Origin of the sequence: Pantoea sp. B623 (assembly GCF_024814475.1) — a bacterium.
Lineage (GTDB): Bacteria > Pseudomonadota > Gammaproteobacteria > Enterobacterales > Enterobacteriaceae > Pantoea > Pantoea ananatis.
In genome coordinates this window covers 3,580,986-3,605,055 of record NZ_JANUXM010000004.1, presented here as the reverse complement: position 1 = coordinate 3,605,055, position 24,070 = coordinate 3,580,986, and the positions used below count along the sequence as shown (strand labels likewise).

The 24,070-nt window shown below is 54.6% G+C and carries 21 protein-coding genes; 6 read left to right on the top strand and 15 right to left on the bottom strand.

The window, feature by feature from the left end:
* The first annotated feature begins 19 nt into the window (after nucleotides 1-19).
* Nucleotides 20-823, top strand: coding sequence for an inositol-1-monophosphatase (gene suhB, locus NXS97_RS18775; RefSeq protein WP_013026746.1), 804 nt, complete (start codon nucleotides 20-22; stop codon nucleotides 821-823).
* 47 nt (nucleotides 824-870) lie between these two features.
* Here the strand turns inward: suhB and NXS97_RS18770 are convergent, their stop codons facing one another.
* The 3 genes from NXS97_RS18770 to NXS97_RS18760 form a co-directional block, all read right to left on the bottom strand.
* A complete protein-coding gene (locus tag NXS97_RS18770) occupies nucleotides 871-1,884 on the bottom strand; it encodes a YrzE family protein (protein ID WP_014605268.1) in 1,014 nt (337 codons plus the stop codon).
* A gap of 195 nt (nucleotides 1,885-2,079) precedes the next feature.
* Nucleotides 2,080-3,060: a nickel/cobalt transporter gene (locus NXS97_RS18765; RefSeq protein ID WP_013026748.1), complete on the bottom strand. Its 981-nt coding sequence runs from the start codon at nucleotides 3,058-3,060 to the stop codon at nucleotides 2,080-2,082.
* The gene (locus NXS97_RS18760) at nucleotides 3,051-3,677 is read right to left on the bottom strand and encodes a DUF1007 family protein (RefSeq protein WP_116219824.1); all 627 of its coding nucleotides are present in this window, start codon (nucleotides 3,675-3,677) and stop codon (nucleotides 3,051-3,053) included. Before NXS97_RS18760 ends, NXS97_RS18765 begins: the two co-directional genes overlap by 10 nt.
* A 156-nt stretch (nucleotides 3,678-3,833) precedes the next feature.
* On the opposite strand from NXS97_RS18760, the gene csiE reads away from it, so the two are divergent.
* Nucleotides 3,834-5,102, top strand: coding sequence for a stationary phase inducible protein CsiE (gene csiE, locus NXS97_RS18755; RefSeq protein WP_015699734.1), 1,269 nt, complete (start codon nucleotides 3,834-3,836; stop codon nucleotides 5,100-5,102).
* On the opposite strand, the gene NXS97_RS18750 is transcribed toward csiE, so the two are convergent.
* Nucleotides 5,084-6,232 carry a 3-phenylpropionate MFS transporter gene (locus NXS97_RS18750; RefSeq protein WP_019106084.1) on the bottom strand — a complete coding sequence of 383 codons (1,149 nt, stop codon included), beginning with the start codon at nucleotides 6,230-6,232 and terminating at the stop codon, nucleotides 5,084-5,086. The genes csiE and NXS97_RS18750 overlap by 19 nt on opposite strands.
* 130 nt (nucleotides 6,233-6,362) lie before the next feature.
* Nucleotides 6,363-7,616, bottom strand: a complete 1,254-nt coding sequence (gene glyA, locus NXS97_RS18745) for a serine hydroxymethyltransferase (protein WP_015699732.1) — start codon at nucleotides 7,614-7,616, stop codon at nucleotides 6,363-6,365.
* 324 nt (nucleotides 7,617-7,940) lie between these two features.
* Here glyA and hmpA point away from each other — a divergent pair, with 324 nt between their 5' ends.
* Nucleotides 7,941-9,125 (top strand): NO-inducible flavohemoprotein, encoded by a 1,185-nt coding sequence (gene hmpA / locus NXS97_RS18740; protein ID WP_022623510.1) that lies wholly within the window; start codon nucleotides 7,941-7,943, stop codon nucleotides 9,123-9,125.
* 206 nt (nucleotides 9,126-9,331) lie between these two features.
* Here hmpA and glnB read toward each other — a convergent pair whose 3' ends face one another.
* The 5 genes from glnB to purL form a co-directional block, all read right to left on the bottom strand.
* Nucleotides 9,332-9,670 (bottom strand): nitrogen regulatory protein P-II, encoded by a 339-nt coding sequence (gene glnB, locus NXS97_RS18735; RefSeq protein WP_003848647.1) that lies wholly within the window; start codon nucleotides 9,668-9,670, stop codon nucleotides 9,332-9,334.
* 89 nt (nucleotides 9,671-9,759) lie between these two features.
* Complete coding sequence (glrR, locus tag NXS97_RS18730; RefSeq protein WP_014594327.1) at nucleotides 9,760-11,094, bottom strand: two-component system response regulator GlrR; 1,335 nt, start codon at nucleotides 11,092-11,094, stop codon at nucleotides 9,760-9,762.
* Nucleotides 11,094-11,765 carry a two-component system QseEF-associated lipoprotein QseG gene (gene qseG / locus NXS97_RS18725; RefSeq protein ID WP_015699730.1) on the bottom strand — a complete coding sequence of 224 codons (672 nt, stop codon included), beginning with the start codon at nucleotides 11,763-11,765 and terminating at the stop codon, nucleotides 11,094-11,096. Before qseG ends, glrR begins: the two co-directional genes overlap by 1 nt.
* A 3-nt stretch (nucleotides 11,766-11,768) precedes the next feature.
* A complete protein-coding gene (locus NXS97_RS18720) occupies nucleotides 11,769-13,196 on the bottom strand; it encodes a HAMP domain-containing sensor histidine kinase (protein ID WP_014605263.1) in 1,428 nt (475 codons plus the stop codon).
* Nucleotides 13,197-13,764: 568 nt separating this feature from the next.
* Complete coding sequence (gene purL / locus NXS97_RS18715) at nucleotides 13,765-17,655, bottom strand: phosphoribosylformylglycinamidine synthase (protein ID WP_105087373.1); 3,891 nt, start codon at nucleotides 17,653-17,655, stop codon at nucleotides 13,765-13,767.
* 267 nt (nucleotides 17,656-17,922) lie between these two features.
* Here purL and mltF point away from each other — a divergent pair, with 267 nt between their 5' ends.
* Entirely contained in the window at nucleotides 17,923-19,380 is a 1,458-nt protein-coding gene (gene mltF / locus NXS97_RS18710; protein ID WP_014605261.1) for a membrane-bound lytic murein transglycosylase MltF, read from the top strand.
* On the opposite strand, the gene tadA is transcribed toward mltF, so the two are convergent.
* Nucleotides 19,377-19,871, bottom strand: coding sequence for a tRNA adenosine(34) deaminase TadA (tadA, locus tag NXS97_RS18705; protein WP_014605260.1), 495 nt, complete (start codon nucleotides 19,869-19,871; stop codon nucleotides 19,377-19,379). The two genes, mltF and tadA, sit on opposite strands and share 4 nt — an antisense overlap.
* 73 nt (nucleotides 19,872-19,944) lie before the next feature.
* A complete protein-coding gene (gene yfhb, locus NXS97_RS18700) occupies nucleotides 19,945-20,583 on the bottom strand; it encodes a phosphatidylglycerophosphatase C (RefSeq protein ID WP_013026761.1) in 639 nt (212 codons plus the stop codon).
* Between the two features lie 155 nt (nucleotides 20,584-20,738).
* Between yfhb and NXS97_RS18695 the strand changes: the two genes are divergently transcribed.
* Nucleotides 20,739-21,578 carry a MurR/RpiR family transcriptional regulator gene (locus NXS97_RS18695; protein ID WP_014594334.1) on the top strand — a complete coding sequence of 280 codons (840 nt, stop codon included), beginning with the start codon at nucleotides 20,739-20,741 and terminating at the stop codon, nucleotides 21,576-21,578.
* A 330-nt stretch (nucleotides 21,579-21,908) separates the two neighbouring features.
* Nucleotides 21,909-22,157 carry a YfhL family 4Fe-4S dicluster ferredoxin gene (locus tag NXS97_RS18690; protein ID WP_013026763.1) on the top strand — a complete coding sequence of 83 codons (249 nt, stop codon included), beginning with the start codon at nucleotides 21,909-21,911 and terminating at the stop codon, nucleotides 22,155-22,157.
* Here the strand turns inward: NXS97_RS18690 and acpS are convergent.
* From acpS to recO, 3 genes are all read right to left on the bottom strand, one after another.
* Entirely contained in the window at nucleotides 22,154-22,534 is a 381-nt protein-coding gene (gene acpS / locus NXS97_RS18685; RefSeq protein WP_006120525.1) for a holo-ACP synthase, read from the bottom strand. The genes NXS97_RS18690 and acpS overlap by 4 nt on opposite strands.
* Nucleotides 22,534-23,265: a pyridoxine 5'-phosphate synthase gene (pdxJ, locus tag NXS97_RS18680; RefSeq protein ID WP_014605257.1), complete on the bottom strand. Its 732-nt coding sequence runs from the start codon at nucleotides 23,263-23,265 to the stop codon at nucleotides 22,534-22,536. Before pdxJ ends, acpS begins: the two co-directional genes overlap by 1 nt.
* Nucleotides 23,266-23,331: 66 nt before the next feature.
* Complete coding sequence (gene recO / locus NXS97_RS18675) at nucleotides 23,332-24,069, bottom strand: DNA repair protein RecO (protein ID WP_013026765.1); 738 nt, start codon at nucleotides 24,067-24,069, stop codon at nucleotides 23,332-23,334.
* Nucleotide 24,070: the final 1 nt, after the last annotated feature.

Here is a 24,070-nt window from a genome sequence, read left to right as displayed (position 1 = left end):
CATCCAGCGAGAGATACCGATGCATCCAATGCTCAACATTGCCGTGCGCGCAGCGCGCAAGGCCGGAAATTTAATTGCCAAGAATTATGAAACCCCGGACGCTGTCGAGGCCAGCCAGAAAGGCAGCAACGACTTCGTAACGAATGTTGACCGCGACGCAGAACGCCTGATTATCGAAGTCATTCGTAAATCTTACCCAAAACATACCATCATCACTGAAGAAAGCGGTGAGCTTGAGGGCGAAGATCAGGATATTCAATGGGTAATCGATCCGCTGGATGGCACCACCAACTTTATTAAACGCCTGCCCCACTTCTCTGTTTCTATTGCCGTTCGTATTAAAGGCCGTACAGAAGTGGCTGTCGTTTACGATCCTATGCGTAATGAACTGTTCAGCGCCGTACGCGGACAGGGCACGCAGCTGAATGGTTACCGCCTGCGCGGCAGTATCGCTCGCGATCTGGATGGCACCATTCTTGCCACCGGTTTCCCCTTCAAGCTCAAACAGCACGCCCCAGCTTATATGAACATCATGACCAAGCTGTTTACGCAGTGTGCCGATTTCCGTCGCACCGGCTCCGCTGCGCTGGATCTGGCGTACGTCGCCGCAGGCCGCGTTGATGGCTACTTTGAAATTGGTTTGAAACCGTGGGATTTCGCGGCGGGTGAACTGCTGGTGCGCGAAGCGGGCGGACTGGTCACTGACTTCACCGGCAACCACGGCTACCTGCATTCAGGCAACATCGTTGCCGGTAACCCTCGCGTGGTGAAATCGCTGTTATCGGCGATGCGCGAAGAGCTGAGCGAAGCGCTGAAGCGCTAAAAGAAAAGGCGGCACGATAACGTGCCGCCTTTCTTATTGCCTTGGGATTAACGACGTTCGTGCGTTAACACCTGACGTGGCTGAGTACGACGTCCTACCATTCCCATCACGCCTGCCAGTACCGCTTCAATAATCAGGATAAAGAAAGCATACCAGCTGGCTTTCGCGGTTGCTTTCGCCGCCTGCTCGCCGGCTTCACGCGCTTTCTGCTCTGCCTGTTTTTTCAGTTCCTGATATTTCTGCATAGCCTGTTGATAGCTTTGTTCTGCCTGATTGACGATCTGCTCAGCTTCCTGATCGCTTTTTCCGGTCCGCGCTTTAATAATATTTTTTAAAGCATCACGATCGGCGGCCTGTAAAGTATCTGAATGACGAGCAATAACGCCTTTAAACCAGTTTGCTAAATCTGTGTCTGCCGTTTGTGGATGATTAGCCGTGTTATTTGCCTGATTTTCGGCATTCTGCGCTTCATTATTCGCATCCTGCTTCAGATTTTCCGGTTGTAATTCGGGCTTACCCGTTTGACGCAGCGTCGTTTCCAGTTCTTGCTGCATATTGTCTAAATTAATATTATTTTGCTGCAGTTTTTCTTTAGCCATTTGGGTAACCGATGGCGCAGCGGCTGAAATACCACTTCCTACTGCCTGGAAACCCGTACCAAGAATATTCATGGCGCCGCCTAATACGCTACTGGCAAGGCTCACGGCCAGGTAAATAGTTAAGACGGTACTAATACCAAACATCAGCAAGCCGTGCAGTGCGCCTTCACGCTGCGCCAGGCGACCGGCGACGTAGCTACCGGCGGCAATAGCGATCAGCATTTCAATGGCCGTCCAGACCAGGGCACCCGTTCCCAGATGTTTAAATGGATTATCTTCCTGCAAAGGGTCAATGGTGGTAGCACCAATTGCCGTACCCAGCAAGGTTAATAATATGTGAATAATCAAAGCACAAATTACACCGGCAAAAACGGCACTCCAGGAAATGCGTTTAAGGGGTAAGCCTGCCGCTCCGGTGACGAGCGGATCGTTGTAGCCATTATTAATACGGGTATCAGCCATGAGATATTTCCCTCGCAACACATAGCAGGTGAGTGTCGTTTTTTTCATTCCCAGACAGGGGTTCGCAATAACTATAAACAGCGTAGTCAGTGAAAACTATTTTCACCACTCAACGTGCAAGAGAAAATAAAAATAGTTGCGAAGCGAAAATGCGAGGATCCCGGCAGCGGGGAATATCTTCCGCCGCCGCAGAAATTAAAAGGGTCGGATACCGCCGGTAAAACCAGGCTGAGCAGACTGCCAGAGCGCACAGCCCACAACAATCAACGTCAGGCTGCCCACTAACGCCAGCACAGGCAACAGGCTGCGCGCACCTTTACCCACCTGGCTGTCCGCGCCAAGACGTTGCGCCAGCGCGCGGGAACGCTGCACCAGTAAGCCAATGGCAGAAATGGTCAGGGCGGTCCCCACCGCCATAACGGCGGCAGAAAGGACGCCCCACAGATACACGCCAATCACTTTAGAAAACAGCAGCATCATGATCGCGCCTGAACAGGGACGCAGCCCCATGGAGATCACCACCAACAGCTGCGTTTTGCCATTAACGGCGCCCGCCATTTGCTGTGCGCTGGGCAAATGCGCATGGCCACAGCCACAGTGTTCATCATGCTGATGATGAGGGCGCAGCGCATGAATCCTCATTGTCGGCTGAGGACGCAACAGCAGCCAAAGCGCCTTTATCGCCCGGTAGCCTATCCAGATACCCAGGGCAATAACCAACACATAACTGCTCTTCTCCAGCCAGAAACTGCTGAGGTGCAGCTGCCGCGATGAGGTTTTCAGCACCACCAGCATCAGCGTGACCAGGATGATAGCCACTGAGCCCTGTAGCAACGAGGCCAGTAGCGTGAGTTTCATGCTGGTTTTTAGTTTTGCCGGATGCGTTGCCAGAAAAGTCGTGATCACGACTTTACCGTGACCCGGCCCTAAGGCATGCAGGACACCATAGATCAGGCTGAATGCCAGTAACGACAGTCCGGCATGATGAGGCTGCTCGGCAACCTGCTGCAGGAGCTGAGTCATCTGGCGATGCAGCACTTTTTGCCAGAGCACGCTTTGCAGAAGTATCTGGGGCCAGTGCAGCCAGATGGCCGCGCCCAGAGTAACCAACCCTGCCGTAAACAGTGCCAGCGGCCACAGCCGTTTTTTGGCTTGGGTCGTGAGCGTCAGTGACATGTCAGTATCACCGTTTGTGCAAACTGCCTTCCCAGATCCATATCCTCAGGCGGCGCATCTGCCTTGTCGAGCGAGAGCGCATACTGTTTCAAAGAGTCATCCGGTTTGGGCGTATGTAAGGTGAATGCACAGCGTGACTGTAAAGCTTGCGGTACAGTTAACGCCTCAGATTTGTCGTAGAACATATCCACGAAGTAGGTCGGATCGAAGGTTAAAATCTCAAAGCGTTCATTTTTGAGTAAAGGCGGCTCGGCCAGTGGCAGAACAAATTCCAGTACCGCCTTATTGCCGCTGCGCGACAGATTGTATTCCGTTGGTAAATTCAAGAACTTCACCCGCTGCTTGTTATGCCAGATTTCGGAAAAGTAATGTTGCCCGAGCACGTTCGCCATCACACCCGCCGCCAGTTTCTTCCATACCACCGTTCCCGGTTTGGCATCGCTCGCGTCATACAGCAGGTCGGCGGAGGTAATCTCATCCATGGTCCACGTCATTTTCAGGCCGGTAAAACGATCGTCCTTCGTGACCAGCTCGGTTTTCATATCAATAAAGCTGTGTGGATGTGCCAGCGCTGACGAACTGACCAGGGTAAATAGTGCAAAAAACATGCGTCTCATAATGTTATAAAGTAACGTTCCTGATGAAAAGGTTTCTTAAGTAACAAAATTTTGTGACCCGCCTTAAACCTCTGAACAAAAAAAACGGGTAAACCGTTCAAGGGTTCAGGAGGTTGACTATTCTTAGCTAAAAATAGCCTGCTGGAATAATGATTGATGAGTTCTGCTACATCTTCAGCACCACTCTTCACCGGTTCACAGCGTCGCTGTCATCTGTTGTTACTGCTGTTTCTGCCCGCTCCCGCACTGACGCTTAAAAGATTAAGCCTGCTAAACGGAGTGGACATCGCCACTGCGAGACAGGACATCGCGGAAGTGGGTGATGAGATACAGCGCTATCATCGACTGGAACTTCATCAGATGGTGGATGGCAGCCTGCGCATTCATGGTACAGAGCTGGATCGACGCATTTGCTTAATCCATAATTTGCGACGCAGCCTGCGACTGTCGCAGGCCTTTGTCTGCGAGCATTTTGCCGCGCCCTTACGCCTGCGTCTGAAGCAGATGAAAATTGAAAAAGCGCTGTACGATGAAACCAATTTACAGGCGCTGATCCAACACTGCAGCCTGTGCCTTAATCGCCCGTTCAGCACGCGCGATCAACTCTTTTTACAAATATTTATGAAATACGGCCTGTGCCAGCGCCAGCCTGCGATCTTTACGGCGCAGCAGCAGGCATGGCTGTCAGCGAAAGCAGAACGTCAGGCCGCAAAAGATGTTATTCATCACTGGCAAAAGCGCTGTCATCTGACGCCGGACGCCAGCGAAACGGATTTCTGGACGCTGTTATTTAGCCTGATCCATTTTCCGGACGCCAGCCTTGTCGACCATCCCAGCGAGCAGCGACTGATGCGCGCCACACAGCGGCTCATTGATGATTTTGAGCACGTCGCCGGCACCACTTTTCATGACCGCACCGAACTCCAGCAGCAGTTATATACCCACCTGGCACAGGCGCTGGATCGAACCTACTTTACAATGGCTATTGATGACAGTGTGGCACAAGACGTAACCAGGCTTTATCCGCGCCTGCTGCGCACCACACAGCAGGCACTGGACGCTTTCGAGCAGACATTTCAGGTTCAGTTCGCGCCGGAAGAGGTCAGCCTGGTGACGGTGATTTTCGGTGCGTGGCTGATGCAAAGCAGCGCATTGCAGGAAAAACAGGTGCTGCTGCTTACCGGTGACGATCCCGAACTGGAACAGGATGTCGAGCAGCAAATCCGCGAGATCACCTTGCTGCCTGTTAACATCACCTATCAGCGCGTTGAAGATTTCCAGCGCGACGGCGCACCGCGCGAAGTCGATGTCATTATTTCGCCTTATGTCACCTCGCTGCCCCTTTTCTCTCCCCCACTTATCCACGCCGAACTGCCGCTGACTGAATACCATCAGCAACGCATTCGCTATTTGCTGGAATCCTGACGCGGCCGCAGGAACAGTGCGGGCAGTGCCACCAGCGCCATCACCCAGAAGAGATGACCGTGCAGGTGAGTAAAGAGTACGCCACAAATCATGGTCATGACGGCAATTCCGCCGCCCATTGCCAGCGCCGAATAGAGCGACTGCAAACGGATCACATCCGCCCCCTGCCGTGAAGCGATAAAGCGCATTGCGGCCAGGTGACATACCGTAAAGCTACCGCAGTGGAGTAGTTGCCCCACAATCAGCAGCGGCAACGCGGTGCTGGCGCCGAGCAGTCCCCAGCGAAGCAGCGCACAGATGCCTGACAGCAACAGCAGATCCCGTGCGCGCCAGCGGTGAAACAGTCGATGGCTTAAGGCAAACACCACGATTTCCGCTACCACGCCCAGCGACCACAGATAACCCACTACCGATGCAGAATAACCGCTCTCCTGCCACCAGATGGCGCTGAAGCCATAATAAGCCGCATGTGCGCCCTGTAATAACGTCACGCACACCATAAAGCGCCAGACCGCGTTTTCCTTTATCAGATCGCGCCAGGCCTGCCAGCCGCCACCCACTCTGCCCTGCCTTTCGCTGCCCTGGGGATGGGTACGCGGGGTAAGCAGCATTCCTGCCAGCATACTGACCAACCCAACCGACAGCAGCATTAAGATCGCCTGCGAAGAGAAGGCGCTCACCAGCATACCGGTCAGGGCTGAGCTGATCACAAACGCCAGCGAACCCCACAAGCGAACGGGCCCGTAGGCAAGGCCAATTTGCTGCGTCCAGGTGGCGGCCAGTGCATCGCTTAAAGGAACCAGCGGCGAGAAAAACAGGTTAAAACCGGTCATGACTAACAGCAGCCACATCCACTGCTGCCCAACCCAATAGCCCGCCGCAATAAAGCAGGTCAGCAGGGCTAGCAGGCGTAATGCCGTAATCAATTGTCCGGGATTTTTAACCTGAGAGGCGATGAATAAACTGCCCACAAAGCGCGCCACCATGCCGCACCCCAATAGCAGGCCAATTTGTTCAGCATTCAGGCCCACACCTTTGAGCCAGACGCCCCAGAAAGGAAGATAAATGCCGTAGCAGAAAAAGTAGGTGAAGTAGCTTAGTCCAAGCCACTTGGCGGAGCCGATTGCCATGTTCCCTCCAGCAATGATGCGTCCAGGCAATGATATGTGGTCGTTACTTTGTCAGAGCCGGGTTATGCAGGCAATAAAAAAGGATGGCCATGGCCATCCTCTTGTCAGACTGTGTTTTCAACAGAAAGGATTATGCGTAAACCGGCAGGCGCGCACAGATATCCAGTACTTTCTGCTTGGTACGCTCAATGGTGGCTTCATCGTTGATGTTGTCTAACACATCTGCGATCCAACCGGCCAGTTCGCGTACGTCTGCTTCTTTAAAGCCACGGCGCGTAACGGCAGGCGTACCAATTCGAACACCAGAGGTGACAAACGGGCTTTTCGGATCGTTTGGCACGCTATTTTTGTTTACGGTGATATTCGCGCGGCCCAGTGCGGCATCGGCTTCTTTACCGGTCATGTTTTTGCTGACGAGATCGATCAGGAACAGGTGGTTATAGGTGCCGCCTGATACGATGTTATAGCCACGCGCGATCAGCACTTCTACCATTGCCTTAGCGTTTTTGGCGACCTGCTGCTGGTAGGCTTTAAACTCAGGCTCCATGGCTTCTTTGAAGGCCACGGCTTTACCGGCGATCACGTGCATCAGCGGGCCGCCCTGTCCACCAGGGAAGACGGCTGAGTTAAGCTTTTTGTACAGCTCTTCATCGCCGCCCTGCGCCAGGATGATACCGCCGCGCGGACCAGCCAGGGTTTTGTGCGTCGTGGAGGTCACGATATGTGCATGTGGAACCGGGTTAGGGTAAACATCCGCAGCAATCAGACCGGCAACGTGCGCCATATCCACAAACAGCCATGCGCCAACGCTGTCAGCGATTTCACGCATTTTAGCCCAGTCGCAAATCCCGGAATACGCCGAGAAACCGCCGATGATCATTTTAGGCTTATGAGTCTGTGCCAGCTCGGCCAGTTCGGTATAGTCAATTTTACCGGTTTCGTCGATGCCGTAAGGCACAACGTTGTACAGTTTGCCCGACAGGTTAACCGGTGAACCGTGTGTCAGGTGACCGCCGTGTGCCAGGTTCATGCCCAGAATGGTATCGCCGGGCTGCAGTAGCGCGGTGAAAACGGCAAAGTTAGCCTGAGAACCAGAATGAGGCTGCACGTTCGCATAGTCAGCGCCAAACAGGGCTTTAGCACGGTCGATAGCCAGTTGTTCAACAATGTCTACGTATTCGCAGCCACCGTAGTAGCGCTTGCCCGGATAGCCTTCGGCATATTTGTTAGTGAGCTGAGAACCTTGCGCCTGCATAACACGCGGGCTGGTGTAGTTTTCAGAAGCAATCAGTTCAATGTGCTCTTCCTGACGCACTTTCTCTTGCTCCATCGCCTGCCACAACTCGGCATCATAATCGGCAATGTTCATTTCACGCTTTAACATCCGCATCTCCTGACTGGCTATCTTTAAATCGGCAATTTACGCCCCTGAGGGCGAAGGCAGACAGTGTAAACCGTTTTATCGGGGTAAGGTAGGGTGAATTCCCTCTTTTTACGCAAACGTTTGGCTACCGAGGCGCCATGCCTTTTTATCCCCTTTTTGCAACGATTGCCCGCCAATATCATTTTTTCACTCTGTAAAAGATTTTTTGCGCTTTTGTCGCGAAAACCGGCCAGTTGCTGCCAGTAAAACCCAGCATGAGATTTACAGCATGAAAGAAACGATCATAAGATGCATTTAAAATGCAACTTTAAATGAGGTGTTGCCATGCTTGATGCTCAGACTATTGCTACCGTGAAATCATCCCTTCCCGCCCTTGCCGCCTGCGGTCCCGATCTGACTGCTCATTTCTATGACCGCATGCTTGCTCAGCATCCTGAACTAAAAAATGTCTTTAACATGAATAATCAGCGTAACGGCGGGCAGCGTGAAGCCCTGTTCAATGCGATATGTGCCTACGGCGCAAACCTCGAAAACCTGACGGCGATACTGCCAGCTGTTGAAAAAATTGCGCAAAAACATACCAGCCTGAATATTCAGCCCGCGCAGTATGCAATTGTGGGTGAGCATTTACTTGCTACCATCAAAACACTGTTGAATCCCGGTGATGACGTGCTGGCAGCATGGGGACGTGCTTACGGCGTACTGGCGGATGTGTTTATCCAGCGCGAAGAAGCGATTTATCAGGCATCGGAGCAGCAAAAAGGCGGATGGCGCGGGACGCGGCCGTTTCGCATCAGCACGATTGAGCAGCAGAGTGCCGTGATCAAAAGCTTTACTTTTACGCCTGTGGACGGGGGTCCGGTTGCCCCCTTTAAACCCGGTCAGTATCTGACGCTTCACTTGCAGCCCGCAGGTTGTGAATATCATCAAATTCGTCAGTACTCACTAACCACAGGGAGCAACGAGAAAATGTACCGTATTGCGGTGAAACAGGCGCCGCAGGGAATCCTGTCCGGCTGGCTACATCAGCATGCAGAAGTCGGCAGTGAAGTGCAGTTGGCCGCCCCGCACGGCGATTTTTTCCTGCAGGTGAGCCCGACAACGCCGGTCACGCTCATTTCCGCCGGCGTTGGACAAACCCCAATGCTGGCAATGCTCCACGCGCTGGCTGCACAGCGGCATCTGGCGCCCGTCAACTGGCTTCACGCCGCCGAAAATGGCAAACAGCATGCCTTCGCAGACGAAGTGACCACCACCGGTGCTCTGCTTCCTGATTTTGAACAGCACATCTGGTATCGCGAGCCGGACGAACCCGATGCAGGCCGCTACGATGCGCAAGGTATGATGGATTTGGCGACCCTGTCAGCGCGGCTGCGGGATGTGAATACCCACTTTTATCTATGCGGGCCACTTGGCTTTATGCAATTTATCGTTAAGCAGTTGCATGCGGTCGGCATTACGGCGGACAGAATTCACTATGAGCTGTTCGGTCCACATAAAGAGATATGAATCGGCGACTGCGAACGACGCCCTTGAAGCAGTGGTGCCAGCCGTTCGGTGTGCAGTGCTGCGTTAACGCGGGCGGGGGTAACACTTTATGGTGAAACAGACAGCTTTTCGCCCCTCCCTCATATCAGGACGGGGCGAGATCTCGACGAATGAAACTTTTCCAACATCGCCGGGATTTCAGCTAAAGATTTTGCATCTAAAGTGAATTAAATCGCTTCTTCGTCTTCTTCGCCAGTACGGATGCGCACTACGCGGGCAACATCGAAAACAAAGATTTTACCGTCGCCGATTTTTCCGGTTTGTGCGGTGCGCATGATGGTTTCGACGCAGGTATCAACGATATCATCTCCGACAACCATTTCGATTTTCACCTTGGGCAGGAAGTCCACCATGTACTCTGCGCCACGGTAGAGTTCCGTATGGCCTTTCTGGCGACCAAATCCTTTTACTTCGCTCACGGTCATGCCGGTAATGCCGACTTCAGCAAGTGCCTCACGCACGTCATCGAGCTTGAAGGGTTTAATAATTGCATCGATCTTTTTCATGTCAGATCCTTTCCTCGAGCCCTCCATGGTTAGAGGGTTATTAAAGTATAAATGTCGCTGGCAGCGCCGCAGACTATGGGGGCAAAAAATTACTCTTTAAAGTCGCTGGCGTCCAGTTCATGCCGTGACAGCAGCTTATAGAATTCGGTACGGTTACGTCCAGCCAGACGCGCGGCGTTGGTGACGTTCCCTTTGGTCATCTGTAACAGCTTACGCAGATAGTTAAGTTCAAACTGATTCCGTGCTTCAACAAAGGTCGGTAGCGCGCTGTTTTCGCCACTCAGCGCCTGCTCTACCAGCGCATCGCTGATAACGGGCGAGGAGCTGAGTGCGACACACTGCTCAATGACGTTAACCAACTGACGCACGTTACCTGGCCAGCTGGCAGACATCAGGCGCTTCATCGCATCGACGGAGAAGCTGCGTATCTGCGGCTTATGCCGTTCTGCCGTTTGACGCAGCAAATGGTTAGCCAGCAGTGGGATATCTTCGGTACGTTGATGCAGCGCGGGGATTTTCAGGTTCACCACGTTCAGGCGGTAAAAGAGATCTTCGCGAAACGCATTTTTTTCCATCGCTTTCGGCAGATCCCGGTGCGTGGCCGAGATAATCCGGACATCAATATCGATATCATTATTGCTGCCCAGCGGCCGGACTTTACGCTCCTGGAGCACGCGCAGTAACTTCACCTGCAGTGCAGGCGGCATATCGCCAATTTCGTCCAGAAACAGCGTGCCGCCTTCCGCGGCTTTAAACAGGCCGTCACGCGCGCTGACCGCGCCGGTAAAGGCGCCTTTGGCGTGACCGAACAACTCTGATTCCAGAAGCTGCTCAGGTAAGGCACCGCAGTTAATGGCCACAAACGGCTTTTGCGCGCGCGGGCTGGCGGCATGGATAGCCTGTGCCAGGACTTCTTTACCCGTGCCGCTTTGCCCGTTAATCAGCACGCTGACGTCTGACTGGGCAACCATGTGTGCCTGTTCAAGTAAGCGCAGCATCTGCGGGCTACGGGTCACTATGGCTTCACGCCAGCGGTCGTCGCTGACTGGCGCTCGCTGCGCCAGGGCTTCGTCTATCGCCTTATACAGTGCATCGCGATCCACGGGCTTAGTCAGGAAGCTGAACACGCCCTGCTGCGTTGCCGCTACGGCTTCCGGAATTGAACCATGCGCCGTTAAAATGATGACCGGTAAACCCGCGTGACGCTTTTGAATTTCAGCAAATAATGCCAGGCCGTCCATTTCATCCATGCGCAGATCGCTGATGACCAGCTCGATCTTCTCTTTCTGCAACAGCCGAAGCGCATCGGGCCCACTGGCCGCGGTCGTCACCTGATATCCCTCACTGGTCAGGCGCATACCTAACAGTTTGAGCAGGCTGGGATCATCATCCACTAAAAGCAGGTGGGCCGCTTGTTTCACCATTACTGATCTTCCTCTTGTGGCAGTGCCGTTCCGTGACTGCCGTCAGGCATATCAGAGGTTTTGCGCGACGAAAGCTGGCGCTCAATATCGGTTAGCCGCTCGAGTTTGCGCTGGGTATCACTGAGCTGCTGACGCAGTTTTATCTGTTGTTGACGCAGCGAATCTGACTGGGCATCGCTGCTCTGTTGCAAATGGGCGTAGCGTGACCGCATGGCGCTGAGTTCAAGCTGGGCGACCTGATTACTGCGCCAGAGCTGAATTAACGCACGCATATTGGGGGGGAACTGCTCGCTGTAGCCATCAAGCACGTTGATATAGTCGCGGCGTTCCAGTGGCGTCACATTGCCGTTTGCCATTAATACCCCCTGCTTAAAGGCGCGCGACCAGCTGTCCACCGGCCAGCGATGTGCCTCCGCTCTTGCTTCAGCGGGAGAAAGTCGTTCGGCACAGTCTATACTGCGCATCCAGTAAAGGGGATTCGTCATGGCGGCGCTATTCTCAATACGCCAGATATCGACGCAGCGCATAGTGAGATAGTCGACCAGCCGTGCTTCGGGCACCACAACGCTGCCCGAAGCGGGCTGGGCTGTTGTGGTGACCGGGGATGAGGCACACCCACTGAGCATCATACTGCTCAGTGCGCTTATCACGAGGGCGGTGAAAAATTTCATGCTTCAGACTTTCCCGGCTGTGGTGTTCAGTTCGATGCGAAAACAAACATCAGCGTCGTCACGGGTAACCAGTTGCAGGCTACCGTGCATGCGGCGCAGACAATCCTTTGCGATGCTTAACCCCAGTCCGCTGCCTTTGACCGGCCCTTTACGCTGATGACTGCCCTGGAAAAAAGGTTCAAAAATCATCTCCTGCTCATTTTCGGGAATGGGCGTACCGCTGTTAGCAACATCGATGATTATCCGATCGCCCTGCCGCTGGCTGTGCAGCCAAATGTTACCGGATTCATTGCCATAGTTCACGGCGTTAGAGTAGAGGTTGTCAATCACGCTCATCAATAGCATAGGTTCTGCCAGGCAATCTGTGGCTTTAAGATCGATATTGACATGCATAAGCTTGGTTCGGGCTGAGAGTGCATGCGCATTAACAACGTCATACACGATGTCATTCAGATCCACCGTTTCCAGGGTAATCGGGCCATCAGCCAGTTTGCGGTTGTAATCAAGTAGCTGTTCGATAAGGCGTTGCAGGTGGCGACTGCTGTTATCCAGTATTGAAACGATTTCTTTCTGTTCAGGATTCAGTATGCCCGCAACCTCATCAGCCAGCAGCTCTGTACCTTCACGCAGGCTGGCAAGCGGCGTTTTAAGTTCGTGTGAAAGATGACGTAAAAATTCATGTCGCTGGGTTTCCAGCCAGGCCAGGCGTTCACTTAACCAGATAATACGTTGCCCCAAAGAGCGTAACTCGCGCGGACCGCGAAACACCATGCTGCTGCCCAGTTCGCGTCCTTCGCCAAGTCGGTTAATCATCCGCTCTACGCTTTTTACCGGGCCGATGATCATGCGGGTAAACAGCAGGGTTAACGTCAGGCTGATAATAAACAGGATAAGCGCCTGCCAGCCAAAAAACTGACCACGGTCGGCTATTTCACGTTGCAGTTGCAGACCACGTGCAAACACCACTTCTCGCGTATCCTGCACCAGTTGCACGTTTGTCGCTGAAAATTTTTCCAGCGCCTGTGACGCACCGGTCACAGGATTACCATTATCGCACTGCATGGTTTCCAGCTGCGGCAAAATGGCCTGCAACGTTTTAAACGCCGGTAAATCGGGCAGGCTGTCGGCATGGGAACTGAGCATCTGACCATAGCGGATACGCTGCGTCTGATAGAGCTTTGCCAGAGACGTATCACCCAGCACACAGTACTGGCGATAACTCCGTTCCAGCTCGATAGCGGTGCGGGCCATCGCCTCGCTGCGCCTGACGTCAGTAAAGGTATTTCGGTTAGTGTCGGCAGCCTGATTACTTAACGCTGAGAGACTTTCCCAGGCCTGCCAGGCCAGCACCAACAGCGGCAGGAGCACCAGCAAAAAGGCCATCAGCACCAACTGGCGCAGGGACCCGGGAAATAAACGCCATTTTTTCACGCGACGGCTTCCTTAAAGATACGCTTACCGGATGCTAGCGGAGTCAGCCCAGAGAAGGAAGAGGCAGAAAAGAAAACGGCAGGCGCGATGGCCTGCCGTTGACGCACCGCCATAGCAGTACGCGAGAATGGGTGGAGCCTAACTCAACGTTGCGTCCGATGCTTGATAACGATGCAGAACATACGATTATCGGTTGGGTGGACGACAGGCTCCGTTTGGTGCGTCATTCGGATTTTATGAGCTCTGCCCGCTGTGGGGTGGCAATCATAAACAGATGAATGAGCAACAGGCATAGTATAGCAAGGTTCATGCCAGTTTCTAAAATACCTTTGTAATCAATATTTTGAAAAAACCATTCAGCTGACTTCGCTCATTTCAGACTGTCTGGTCCGCTAAAAGTGTCGCCAGATACCAACACAATTTTGCTTTTCCCTTTCAATCTATAGAAATCATAAAGATAGATGTCACCAATCGGCGACAACAAAAGGTGACGTATGTCTCCTTTTGCCAACAAACGGGGAATAAAAAAAGGGAGGCACTCAGGCCTCCCGGTCTTTTTTCGCCGCTCTTAACCCAATTGTTTCCGTGCATTGCGGAAAATGCGCATCCAGGGGCTGTCTTCGCCCCATTCAGCCGGGTGCCATGAGTTGCTGACCGTGCGGAACACACGCTCTGGATGCGGCATCATAATTGTGACGCGTCCACTTTCATTGGTCACCGCAGTAATACCGTTTGGTGAGCCATTCGGGTTTGCCGGATAGGCTTCCGTCACTTTGCCTGTGTTATCGACATAACGCAGCGCCACCAGCCCTTTCGATTCCAGTGCGGCAAGGTGCGCGCCATCACGCACCTCCACGAAGCCCTCGCCGTGCGATACGGCGATCGGCATACGGGAACCGGCCATGCCATCCAACAGTAACGACGGGCTGGCAGCTACTTCAACCAGGCTGAAGCGTGCTTCAAAACGTTCAGACTGGTTACGGACAAAGCGCGGCCACAGCTCACTACCCGGAATCAATTCACGCAGGTTAGACATCATCTGGCAGCCGTTACACACGCCCAGTGCCAGCGTTTGTGGGCGATGGAAGAACGACTCGAACTGATCGCGTACGCGCGGGTTAAACAGAATGGATTTCGCCCAACCTTCACCGGCGCCCAATACGTCACCGTAGGAGAAACCGCCACAGGCCACCAGCGCCTGGAAAGGTTCCAGATCGATCCGGCCCGCCAGCAGGTCACTCATATGCACGTCAACCGCCGTAAAACCTGCCCGATCAAAGGCGGCCGCCATTTCCACATGCGAGTTAACGCCCTGCTCGCGCAGCACGGCAACGCGTGGACGCGCACCCGTTGCAATCATCGGTGCCGCAACGTCTTCGTCTGGCTTAAAGGTCAGACTAACGTTCAGCCCGGGATCGGTGTCATCCTGCTTTGCCTGATGTTCCTGATCGGCACAGGCCGGGTTATCACGCAGACGCTGCATCTGCCAGGTGGTTTCTGCCCACCAGGTCCGCAAGGTGGTGCGGCTTTCGCTGTAAACCGCGCTGTCGCCTGAGCGAATCACAAAGCGATCGCCCGACTGTGCGCTGCCCAGCACATGGCTGCAGTGCGCCAGGCCATGTTCAGCAAGAATCTGCTCCACGGATTCGCGATCCGCCGCGTTGATTTGAATCACCGCCCCCAGCTCTTCGGTGAACAGCGCAGCCAGTGCATCGCTGCCCAGCGCCGCGATATCGACTTCGATGCCACAGTGACCGGTGAAAGCCATTTCCGCCAGGGTAACCAGCAGGCCGCCGTCTGAGCGGTCATGGTAAGCCAGCAGTTTTTGCTGGCTGACCAGGGCCTGAATGGCATTAAAGAAGCCAGCCAGCTGCGTTGCATCACGGACATCAGCAGGCTTGTCGCCCAGTTGACGATAAACCTGAGCCAGCGCCGTCGCGCCTAAGGTGTTAGCGCCGTTGCCAAGGTCGATTAACAGCAGCAGGTTGTCCCGATCGGCGACCAGCTGTGGCGTCACATTGCGACGTACGTCTTCTACCCTTGCAAAAGCCGTGATCACCAGCGACAGCGGCGAGGTCATTTCGCGCTGTTCGGTGCCTTCCTGCCAGCGGGTTTTCATCGACATAGAGTCTTTACCCACCGGGATAGTGATGCCGAGCGCCGGACACAGTTCCTCACCGACGGCTTTTACAGCGTCATACAGGCCCGCATCTTCCCCCGGATGGCCTGCTGCAGACATCCAGTTAGCCGAGAGTTTCACGCGCTTCAGCGAACCGACCGGCGTCGCCGCCAGGTTAGTCAGCGCTTCACCCACGGCCAGACGGGCCGAGGCGGCGAAGTCCAGCAGTGCGACAGGCGCACGCTCGCCCAGCGCGAAGGCTTCGCCATGGTAGCTGTCGAGACTGGCCGTCGTAACGGCGCAGTTAGCAACAGGGATCTGCCAGGGGCCCACCATCTGATCGCGCGCCACCATGCCGGTTACGCTGCGATCGCCGATGGTGATCAGGAAGGTTTTTTCCGCTACGGTTGGCAAGTGCAGCACGCGATTTACCGCGTCCGTCAGCGTAATGCCCTCGCGCTGCAGGGCATCGCCCTTCGCCTGCAGTTTCACCACATCGCGCGTCATTTTCGGGGTTTTGCCCAGCAGGACGTCCAGCGGCATATCAATCGGGCTGTTATCAAAGTGGCTGTCGTTCAGGGTCAGGTGCTGCTCTTCGGTGGCTTCACCAATCACCGCATACGGCGCACGTTCGCGCTGACAAATGGCAGCAAACTCGGCCAGCTTTTCAGGGGCAACGGCCATCACATAGCGCTCTTGTGATTCGTTACACCAGACTTCAAGCGGGCTCATTCCCGGTTCATCACTCAGGATGTCGCGCAGGTTGAAGCGACCGCCGCGTCCACCGTCGCTGACCAGTTCCGGCATGGCGTTGGACAGGCCGCCCGCGCCCACATCGTGGATAAACAGAATCGGGTTGTCATCGCCCCGTTGCCAGCAACGGTCGATCACTTCCTGGCAGCGACGCTCCATTTCAGGGTTGTCACGCTGCACCGATGCAAAGTCGAGATCCGCATCGGACTGGCCTGATGCCATGGATGATGCCGCACCGCCGCCCAGGCCGATATTCATCGCCGGCCCGCCCAGCACGACCAGTTTGGCCCCGACGGTGATTTCACCTTTCTGAACGTGGTCCGCACGAATGTTTCCGATGCCGCCAGCCAGCATAATGGGCTTGTGGTAGCCGCGCAGTTCAGTCCCGTTGTGGCTGTTAACCTGCTCTTCATAGGTCCGGAAGTAGCCGTTTAAGGCCGGACGACCAAATTCGTTGTTAAAGGCTGCGCCGCCCAGTGGGCCTTCGGTCATAATATCCAGCGCGCTGACAATGCGCGCTGGCTTACCAAAATCCTCCTCCCAGGGCTGTTCGAAGCCGGGGATGCGCAGGTTCGACACCGAGAACCCGACCAGGCCCGCTTTCGGCTTGGCACCGCGCCCCGTGGCGCCTTCATCACGAATTTCACCGCCGGAGCCGGTTGCCGCGCCAGGCCAGGGCGAAATCGCGGTTGGGTGGTTGTGCGTTTCAACCTTCATCAGAATGTGCGCGGCTTCCTGGTGATAGGCGTACTCACCCTTTTCTGCGTCCGCGAAGAAGCGACCGACCTCCGAGCCTTCCATTACCGCCGCGTTATCTTTATAGGCTGACAGAACATAATCCGGCGTTTGCTCGAAGGTGTTCTTAATCATTTTAAACAGTGATTTAGGCTGTTTTTCGCCGTCGATGATCCAGTCAGCGTTAAAGATTTTGTGGCGACAGTGCTCAGAGTTCGCCTGGGCAAACATATAAAGTTCAATGTCGTTCGGATTGCGTCCCAGCCGGGTAAAGGCCGCCAGCAGGTAGTCAATTTCGTCGTCGGCCAGCGCCAGGCCGAGCGTCATATTGGCCTGAACCAGCGCCTGACGGCCTTCACCCAGCACATCAACGCTTTTGACCGGCTGAGGTTCATGGTGAGCAAACAGCTGCTCAGCCTCGCTGAAATCGCTGTAAACCGTTTCCATCATGCGGTCGTGCAGCAGTGCGGACAGCGTTTGCCATTGGCTTTCAGAAAGCTGAGGTGCCTGGACATAAAAGGCCATGCCTCGTTCCAGACGACGCACCTGCGACAGATCGCAGTTATGAGCAATGTCTGTGGCTTTTGATGACCACGGCGATATCGTACCAGGACGTGGCGTGACCAGAATTAAACGCCCTTGTGGCGCATGTTCAGCGAGAGAAGGACCGTACTTGAGCAGGCGCTGCAGACGGGATTTTTCATCCTCACTCAGCGGCGCGCTGACATCGGCAAAATGGACGTACTCAGCGTAAATATCACTCACCGGCAGATGAGCGTCCTGAAAGCGGGCCAGCAATTTGTTTACACGAAATGCCGACAGGGCGGGCGAACCACGCAGAATTTCCATCATAAGATCTCTCGTCTTCGAAGCGCCGGGCGACGCTTCATTGGGCGCAACAGGGGAAAACGGGGCGTATTATAAAGAAACCCACTCCGCGACGAAACCGTTTGCGCAAAATTTATGGCCATCAAGATTTGCCTGAAATTTGCGCAAAAATTGCTTTATAAGTTGCTCTGCCGGTGTTTGTTGCGCAAAATGCCCCTCGCTCTGGGAGTTAAAACAAGATCAATACTGCCTTAAAAGACAGAGGCCTTGGAGCCATCGAGAGATAACTATTTGAAACGCCTAAAATTTAATTATCTGGTTATCGGTCTGCTTACCGTGCTGCTGGCTCTGGCACTGTGGCCGTCTATTCCCTGGTACGGGGGAGGACAAGATACGATTTCACAGATTAAATCACGGGGAGTGCTACGCGTCAGTACCGTAAACTCGCCGTTGACTTACTACACCGTGAATAAAGCACCGGCCGGGATGGACTACGAGCTGGCGAAGCGTTTTGCCGATTATCTGGGCGTTAAGCTTGATATAACGGTGCGCGCCAACCTCAGCGATCTGTTCGATGCGCTCGACGACGGCAAAGCGGATCTGCTGGCGGCAGGTCTGATTTATAACGATGAGCGTTTGTCGCGTTATCAGATCGGTCCGGGCTACTACAGCGTTTCGCAGCAGCTGGTCTATCGCGTGGACAAACCGCGGCCAAAAAACCTGGGTGACTTAAAGGGGCGGCTGGTTGTTGCCTCTGGATCGGCTTATCTGTCGACGCTTAAAAACGCCCGGGCGAATCACTATCCCGATCTCGACTGGGCCATTTCGACCGATCAAAGTCCGAAAGCCCTGCTGGAAGCCGTGGCTGAGGGCAAGCTGGATTATACGATTGGCGATTCCGTGACGATTGCCCTGCTTCAGCGCATTCATCCCCAACTGGCTGTGGCTTTCGACGTCACCGATGAAGAACCGGTAACGTGGTATTTACCGCACGAAAGCGATGACAGCCTGAACGCCGCCATGCTGGATTTCTTTAACAGCATGGGAGAAGAAGGGGCGATGGCAAGACTTGAAGAGAAATATCTCGGTCACGTCGGCACCTTCGACTACGTGGATACCCGCACCTTCCTGCGCTCCATTGATAACGTGCTGCCCGATATAAAACCCCTGTTTGAAAAGTACGCCAAAAATATCGACTGGCGGCTGCTGGCGGCGATCTCCTATCAGGAGTCGCACTGGAATCCGCAGGCGACGTCGCCTACCGGCGTCCGCGGCATGATGATGTTAACGCGGAATACCGCTGACAGCGTTGACGTAGGTGACCGTACCGATCCTGAGCAGAGCATCCGTGGCGGCAGCGAGTATCTGCAAAACATGATGGAAAAGGTGCCACAAACGATTCCGGAAGATGAGCGTATCTGGTTTGCCCTGGCGGCCTATAACATGGGCTATGCGCATATGCTGGATGTGCGTAAGCTCACGGCTAAACAGGGTGGAAATCCCGACAGCTGGGCAGATGTTAAACTGCGGCTCCCCATGTTGAGCCAGAAGCGCTACTACTCACAAACCACCTATGGCTATGCACGCGGGCAGGAAGCCTATAATTACGTGGAGAATATCCGCAAATATGAAATTAGCCTGGTGGGCTATTTGCAGGAGCAGGAAAAACGCATTGCCCAACAGGCGGCCTTGGAGGCAGAGCTGGGCAAAGGTTATCCTGCCGTCACGCCTGAGGTGGCAATGAATTAACTTTCGCGCTGCGCCTGACGCAACGCTTTTTGTTGCTGGCGGCGCATGCGGAAAAAGTCGCTCAGCATTGCCGCGCACTCCTCTTCCAGCACTCCCTGATGCAGCGCCACCTGATGATTCATTCCCGGATGTCCCAGAATATCAATCAGTGAGCCGGCTGCGCCGGTTTTTACATCGTGCGCGCCATAAACCAGACGGCCAATGCGACTGTGCACCATCGCGCCCGCACACATAATGCAGGGCTCCAGCGTGACGTAAAGCGTGGTATTGAGCAGGCGATAATTCTCCAGCACTTTCCCGCCCTGACGTAAGGCCATGATCTCCGCATGGGCGGTGGGATCGTGCTGCCCGATAGGCCGGTTCCAGCCCTCGCCTATCACCCGATCGCCCTGAACCAGCACCGCACCGACCGGCACTTCGCCCTGCTCCCATGCGCGCTGCGCCAGCGTAAGCGCCCGGCGCATCCAGTATTCATCTTGTTCTTGAGTCACGCAGACCACTCCCGGCAGCAAAAAAGCGGCGCATTATAACCATCGAATCCGTAAAACCGAAGCGTGACAGCGGTTATTCCAGCTGTTGTAATTCGCCACCCGGGGTGACGCGCCAGCGGTGCTGGCAGAAGAACAGCAGCGGGTTATCCTGTTTGCTGTCGCTGTAACCGCTATACAGCTGTAAGGGCGTGCCGATTTGCTCCTCAAGCTGCACCACTTTTTCATGGCCGAGACAGCGCATTTTCAATATGCGTCCGCCTAAACCGGGCTGCATCTGGCTGGCGATGAGCTTCACCCGCGGTAGAAATGCGGAGTCGTAATAGACCTGCTCCACCAGCGACTGCGGTGAGCCCGTAATCAGCCAGACATCGGCATCATCGCTACTAAGGTATTCACTGAGTCGTTTCTGCACCACGGGAAATGCTTTAACGCGTTGTCGAAACCATTGCGCGAATTCGGCTTCCAGCCGCAGCAGTGTGGCTTCAGAGCGGCCAAAGGTGATCGACCACAGCAGCAAACTCATCGGCCAGCGCGCGGCGCGTCCCTTAAACAATAAACCCGCGCCCACAACCGGCAGCAACGGCACCACCAGCAGCAGATTAAGCGGCTTGCGGCGCAGCAGATAGCGCATGAAGGTGCCAAACATGTCCTGTTGGTGCAATGTGCCATCAAGGTCGAAAAACACCACGCGACGTTGTATATCGTTGGTCAAACAACACTCCTTTTTACCTAATTGGCATCAACAGCCTCTATTGTAGTCATCTTCGTCCAACGAGGCGATGGCTGTCATTTTTTATTCCAGTGACTACAATGCGCATAGAATCATTTATTCCATGCGGAACATCCGCTAAATCATGAGGATTGAGCATGAGTTCATTGCTGCGCATTCGCCAGCTTTATCCCTCTCTGGCGCTGAACGAGCGTCGGCTGGCGGATTTTTTACTGTCACAACCGGATCGGGCACGGCATCTGAGTTCACAAAAGCTGGCGGAAGAATCCGGGGTCAGCCAGTCGAGCGTGGTTAAATTCGCACAAAAACTGGGATACAAAGGCTTTCCGGCACTTAAGCTGGCGCTGAGTGAATCGCTGGCGGATAAAGATGCCATCACCGTGCACAACCAGATCCTGAGCGACGATCCGCTCAAAGCCGTGGGGGAAAAATTACTCACGGAGAAGCTCTCTGCGATTCGTGCCACGCTGGATATCAACAGTGAAGAGAAATTAAACGCCGTCCTGCAGTTGCTCAAGCGCGCACGCCGCATTTTGCTGGTCGGCATTGGCGCGTCCGGCCTGGTGGCAAAGGATTTTTCATGGAAGCTGATGAAAATTGGTATCAATGCGGTGGCGGAACAGGATATGCACGCGCTGCTGGCCAGTGTTCAGGCTATGTCATCTGGCGATGTGCTGCTGGCGATCTCCTACACCGGCGAACGACGTGAAATCAACCTTGCCGCTCAGGAAGCCGTTCGCGTAGGGGCGGATGTGCTGGCCTTTACCGGCTTTACGCCTAACACACTGCAGCAGTGCGCCACCCATTGCCTGTACACCGTGGCAGAAGAGCAGAGCACGCGCAGCGCCGCCATCTCATCTACCACCGCGCAGCTGGCGTTGACGGACCTGCTGTTTATGGCCCTGGTGCAGAACGATCCTGAGCGAGCATCCAGCCATATTCGTCACAGCGAAGCTCTGGTTAAGAAACTGATCTAGGCAGGGCGAATCGACATAACCGGACAAGAGGCCAGCCAGGCTGGCCTCAATGCTCAAGTGCTGAATGGCGCATTGCGGTTGCAATAACGCGCTGAGCGGCGAGATAAACACGGCGGCAACAACACTTCGTTTACCTGCATCATTTTTGTGATAAACAAAATATGCTACTGTCCTGCCGGCTGTCAGCAGGTGAAAAACAGCCAGAGTAAGGACGTCTCGCTGCCCTGTTTGGGACCGAACGTCTGAAGTAAGGTGCTGGCCCGTTCTCTGCGACGAACGTTGCCCGATACAGCAGCACGACCACTACGATGCCTTGATTAAGAAGCCGCGATGTCTCTACTGATTACCGAACGATGCATTAACTGCGATATGTGCGAACCTGAATGCCCGAACCAGGCGATTGCGATGGGTGAGGCAATCTATGAAATTGATGTGAGCCGCTGCACGGAGTGCGTGGGTCATTACGATCTTCCAACCTGTCAGCGCGTTTGCCCGATTGATAACACGATCGTCATTGATCCACAGCACATCGAATCACGCGATGCGCTGTGGGATAAGTTTGTGCAGCTGCACGGTTAACTTTCGATGATCACCGTTGCGCAAGCATAGTGACGCTCATCTGCCAGCGTGACATGCACATGCTGCACGCCAAGACGTTGCGCCACCTCGGCGGCATGATCGAAGAAACGCAGCAGCGGTTTACCCAGCGCGTCGTTATAAACTTCGAACTGGTTAAAAGCCAGCCCGCCCCGAATGCCGGTACCAAAGGCTTTTGCCGCCGCCTCTTTAACCGCAAAACGTTTGGCCAGGAAACGAACCGGCTGACGGTGCTGTTGATATTGCTGCCACTCGGCCTCGCTCAGGACACGCCGCGCAAGACGATCGCCTGAACGTGAAATCACATCGGCAATGCGTTCTATTTCGACGATATCGCTGCCCAGTCCCAGGATAGCCATTAGCGACGCGCTTCTCGCAGCAGTGCTTTCATGGCTTTCACCGCCTCAGGCAGACCACTCATCACGGCACGTCCAATAATCGCATGACCGATATTCAGCTCATGCATTTCCGGCAGGGCGGCGATTGGCAGTACGTTGTGGTAAGTCAGCCCATGACCGGCGTTAACTTTTAGCCCACGGCTGGCAGCAAAGGTGGCGGCCTGACGGATACGTGCCAGCTCAGCGTCGCGCGCTGGGCCTTCAGGCGCTTCAGCATAGGCACCGGTATGAATTTCAATATAGGGCGCGCCGCTGGTCACCGCCGCCTCGATTTGGCGGTGATCGGGATCGATAAACAGGGACACCAGAATGCCCGCTTCGCTGAGCTGTTTCACCGCGGCGTTCAGCTTCTCCTGCTGGCCCGCGACGTCCAGTCCGCCTTCGGTGGTGACTTCCTCGCGCTTTTCCGGCACCAGGCAGCAGAAATGCGGTTTGATTTCACAGGCGATAGCCAGCATCTCCTCGGTCACGGCCATTTCGAGATTCATGCGCGTTTCAATGGTATCGCGCAGGATGCGCACATCCCTGTCGGTAATGTGGCGACGATCTTCGCGCAGGTGCACGGTAATGCCGTCTGCACCCGCCTGTTCGGCGATAAACGCCGCCTGTACCGGATCGGGATAATGGGTTCCACGCGCATTGCGAACGGTAGCGATATGGTCGATATTCACGCCTAACAGTAACTCAGCCATGACAATCCTCGGTTCATTATGGTCATTGCGTTGAGTGTACCGCGCAGAGATAAGGCCAGGCTACGGTCAGTGCTCTGTCTCGTCAGAAATAGTGGGCTTTTTTTTCGGGGTAAACTGGCGAAAAAGCTCCTGGCTTTTTAGCGGCTTACCGCCCAGGTAGGGTTTGAGGGCCATACGCGTGAAACGTTTGGCTGCGCGCAGGGTTTCTGCATCCGGGAATTCACGGGTAAACAGCGCCTGCAGTTCACGCCCGGTGAAGCTACGCTGGTTCAGCACCAGGCTGGCAATAAAGCCTTTCTCTTCACGGTAGCTGTAGGTCATGGCTTCGCTGACCGGTTCACCGCTGCCCGCACAGTGCAGGAAGTCTACGCCGTAACCCAAATGCCCCAGCAGCGCCAGCTCAAAACGGCGCAGCGCAGGCTCTGGTGATCCTTCGCCTGCCGCCAGCATCTGAATGCATTGCAGGTAGTCGAAAAACAGTTCAGAGAAGGGAATGTGCTGTTCCAGTACCCGAGATAAAAGCTCGTTAACGTACAGGCCGCAGTATAGCGTGATGCCACTGAGAGGTAATGCCAGGGAGACCGCTTCAGCGTTGCGCAGGGTTTTGACTTCCCCGCGCCCGCTCCAGCGCACCAGTAAAGGCGTGAAAGGCTGTAAGGTGCCTTTCAGTTGGGAACGCCGTGAACGTGCCCCTTTTGCCAGAACACGTACGCGGCCTTCACTTTCACTAAACAGATCAAGCAGCAGGCTGGTCTCGCTGAAAGGACGACTATGCAGCACAAAGGCGCGTTGCCAGCCTTCCATT

What these genes read in the sequence shown, in the direction of transcription:
- suhB (WP_013026746.1), top strand. Translation starts at nt 20, where the DNA reads ATGCATCCAATGCTCAACATTGCCGTGCGCGCAGCGCGCAAGGCCGGA.
- NXS97_RS18770 (WP_014605268.1), bottom strand. Translation starts at nt 1,884, where the DNA reads ATGGCTGATACCCGTATTAATAATGGCTACAACGATCCGCTCGTCACC.
- NXS97_RS18765 (WP_013026748.1), bottom strand. Translation starts at nt 3,060, where the DNA reads ATGTCACTGACGCTCACGACCCAAGCCAAAAAACGGCTGTGGCCGCTG.
- NXS97_RS18760 (WP_116219824.1), bottom strand. Translation starts at nt 3,677, where the DNA reads ATGAGACGCATGTTTTTTGCACTATTTACCCTGGTCAGTTCGTCAGCG.
- csiE (WP_015699734.1), top strand. Translation starts at nt 3,834, where the DNA reads ATGAGTTCTGCTACATCTTCAGCACCACTCTTCACCGGTTCACAGCGT.
- NXS97_RS18750 (WP_019106084.1), bottom strand. Translation starts at nt 6,232, where the DNA reads ATGGCAATCGGCTCCGCCAAGTGGCTTGGACTAAGCTACTTCACCTAC.
- glyA (WP_015699732.1), bottom strand. Translation starts at nt 7,616, where the DNA reads ATGTTAAAGCGTGAAATGAACATTGCCGATTATGATGCCGAGTTGTGG.
- hmpA (WP_022623510.1), top strand. Translation starts at nt 7,941, where the DNA reads ATGCTTGATGCTCAGACTATTGCTACCGTGAAATCATCCCTTCCCGCC.
- glnB (WP_003848647.1), bottom strand. Translation starts at nt 9,670, where the DNA reads ATGAAAAAGATCGATGCAATTATTAAACCCTTCAAGCTCGATGACGTG.
- glrR (WP_014594327.1), bottom strand. Translation starts at nt 11,094, where the DNA reads ATGGTGAAACAAGCGGCCCACCTGCTTTTAGTGGATGATGATCCCAGC.
- qseG (WP_015699730.1), bottom strand. Translation starts at nt 11,765, where the DNA reads ATGAAATTTTTCACCGCCCTCGTGATAAGCGCACTGAGCAGTATGATG.
- purL (WP_105087373.1), bottom strand. Translation starts at nt 17,655, where the DNA reads ATGATGGAAATTCTGCGTGGTTCGCCCGCCCTGTCGGCATTTCGTGTA.
- NXS97_RS18695 (WP_014594334.1), top strand. Translation starts at nt 20,739, where the DNA reads ATGAGTTCATTGCTGCGCATTCGCCAGCTTTATCCCTCTCTGGCGCTG.
- NXS97_RS18690 (WP_013026763.1), top strand. Translation starts at nt 21,909, where the DNA reads ATGTCTCTACTGATTACCGAACGATGCATTAACTGCGATATGTGCGAA.
- acpS (WP_006120525.1), bottom strand. Translation starts at nt 22,534, where the DNA reads ATGGCTATCCTGGGACTGGGCAGCGATATCGTCGAAATAGAACGCATT.
- pdxJ (WP_014605257.1), bottom strand. Translation starts at nt 23,265, where the DNA reads ATGGCTGAGTTACTGTTAGGCGTGAATATCGACCATATCGCTACCGTT.
- recO (WP_013026765.1), bottom strand. Translation starts at nt 24,069, where the DNA reads ATGGAAGGCTGGCAACGCGCCTTTGTGCTGCATAGTCGTCCTTTCAGC.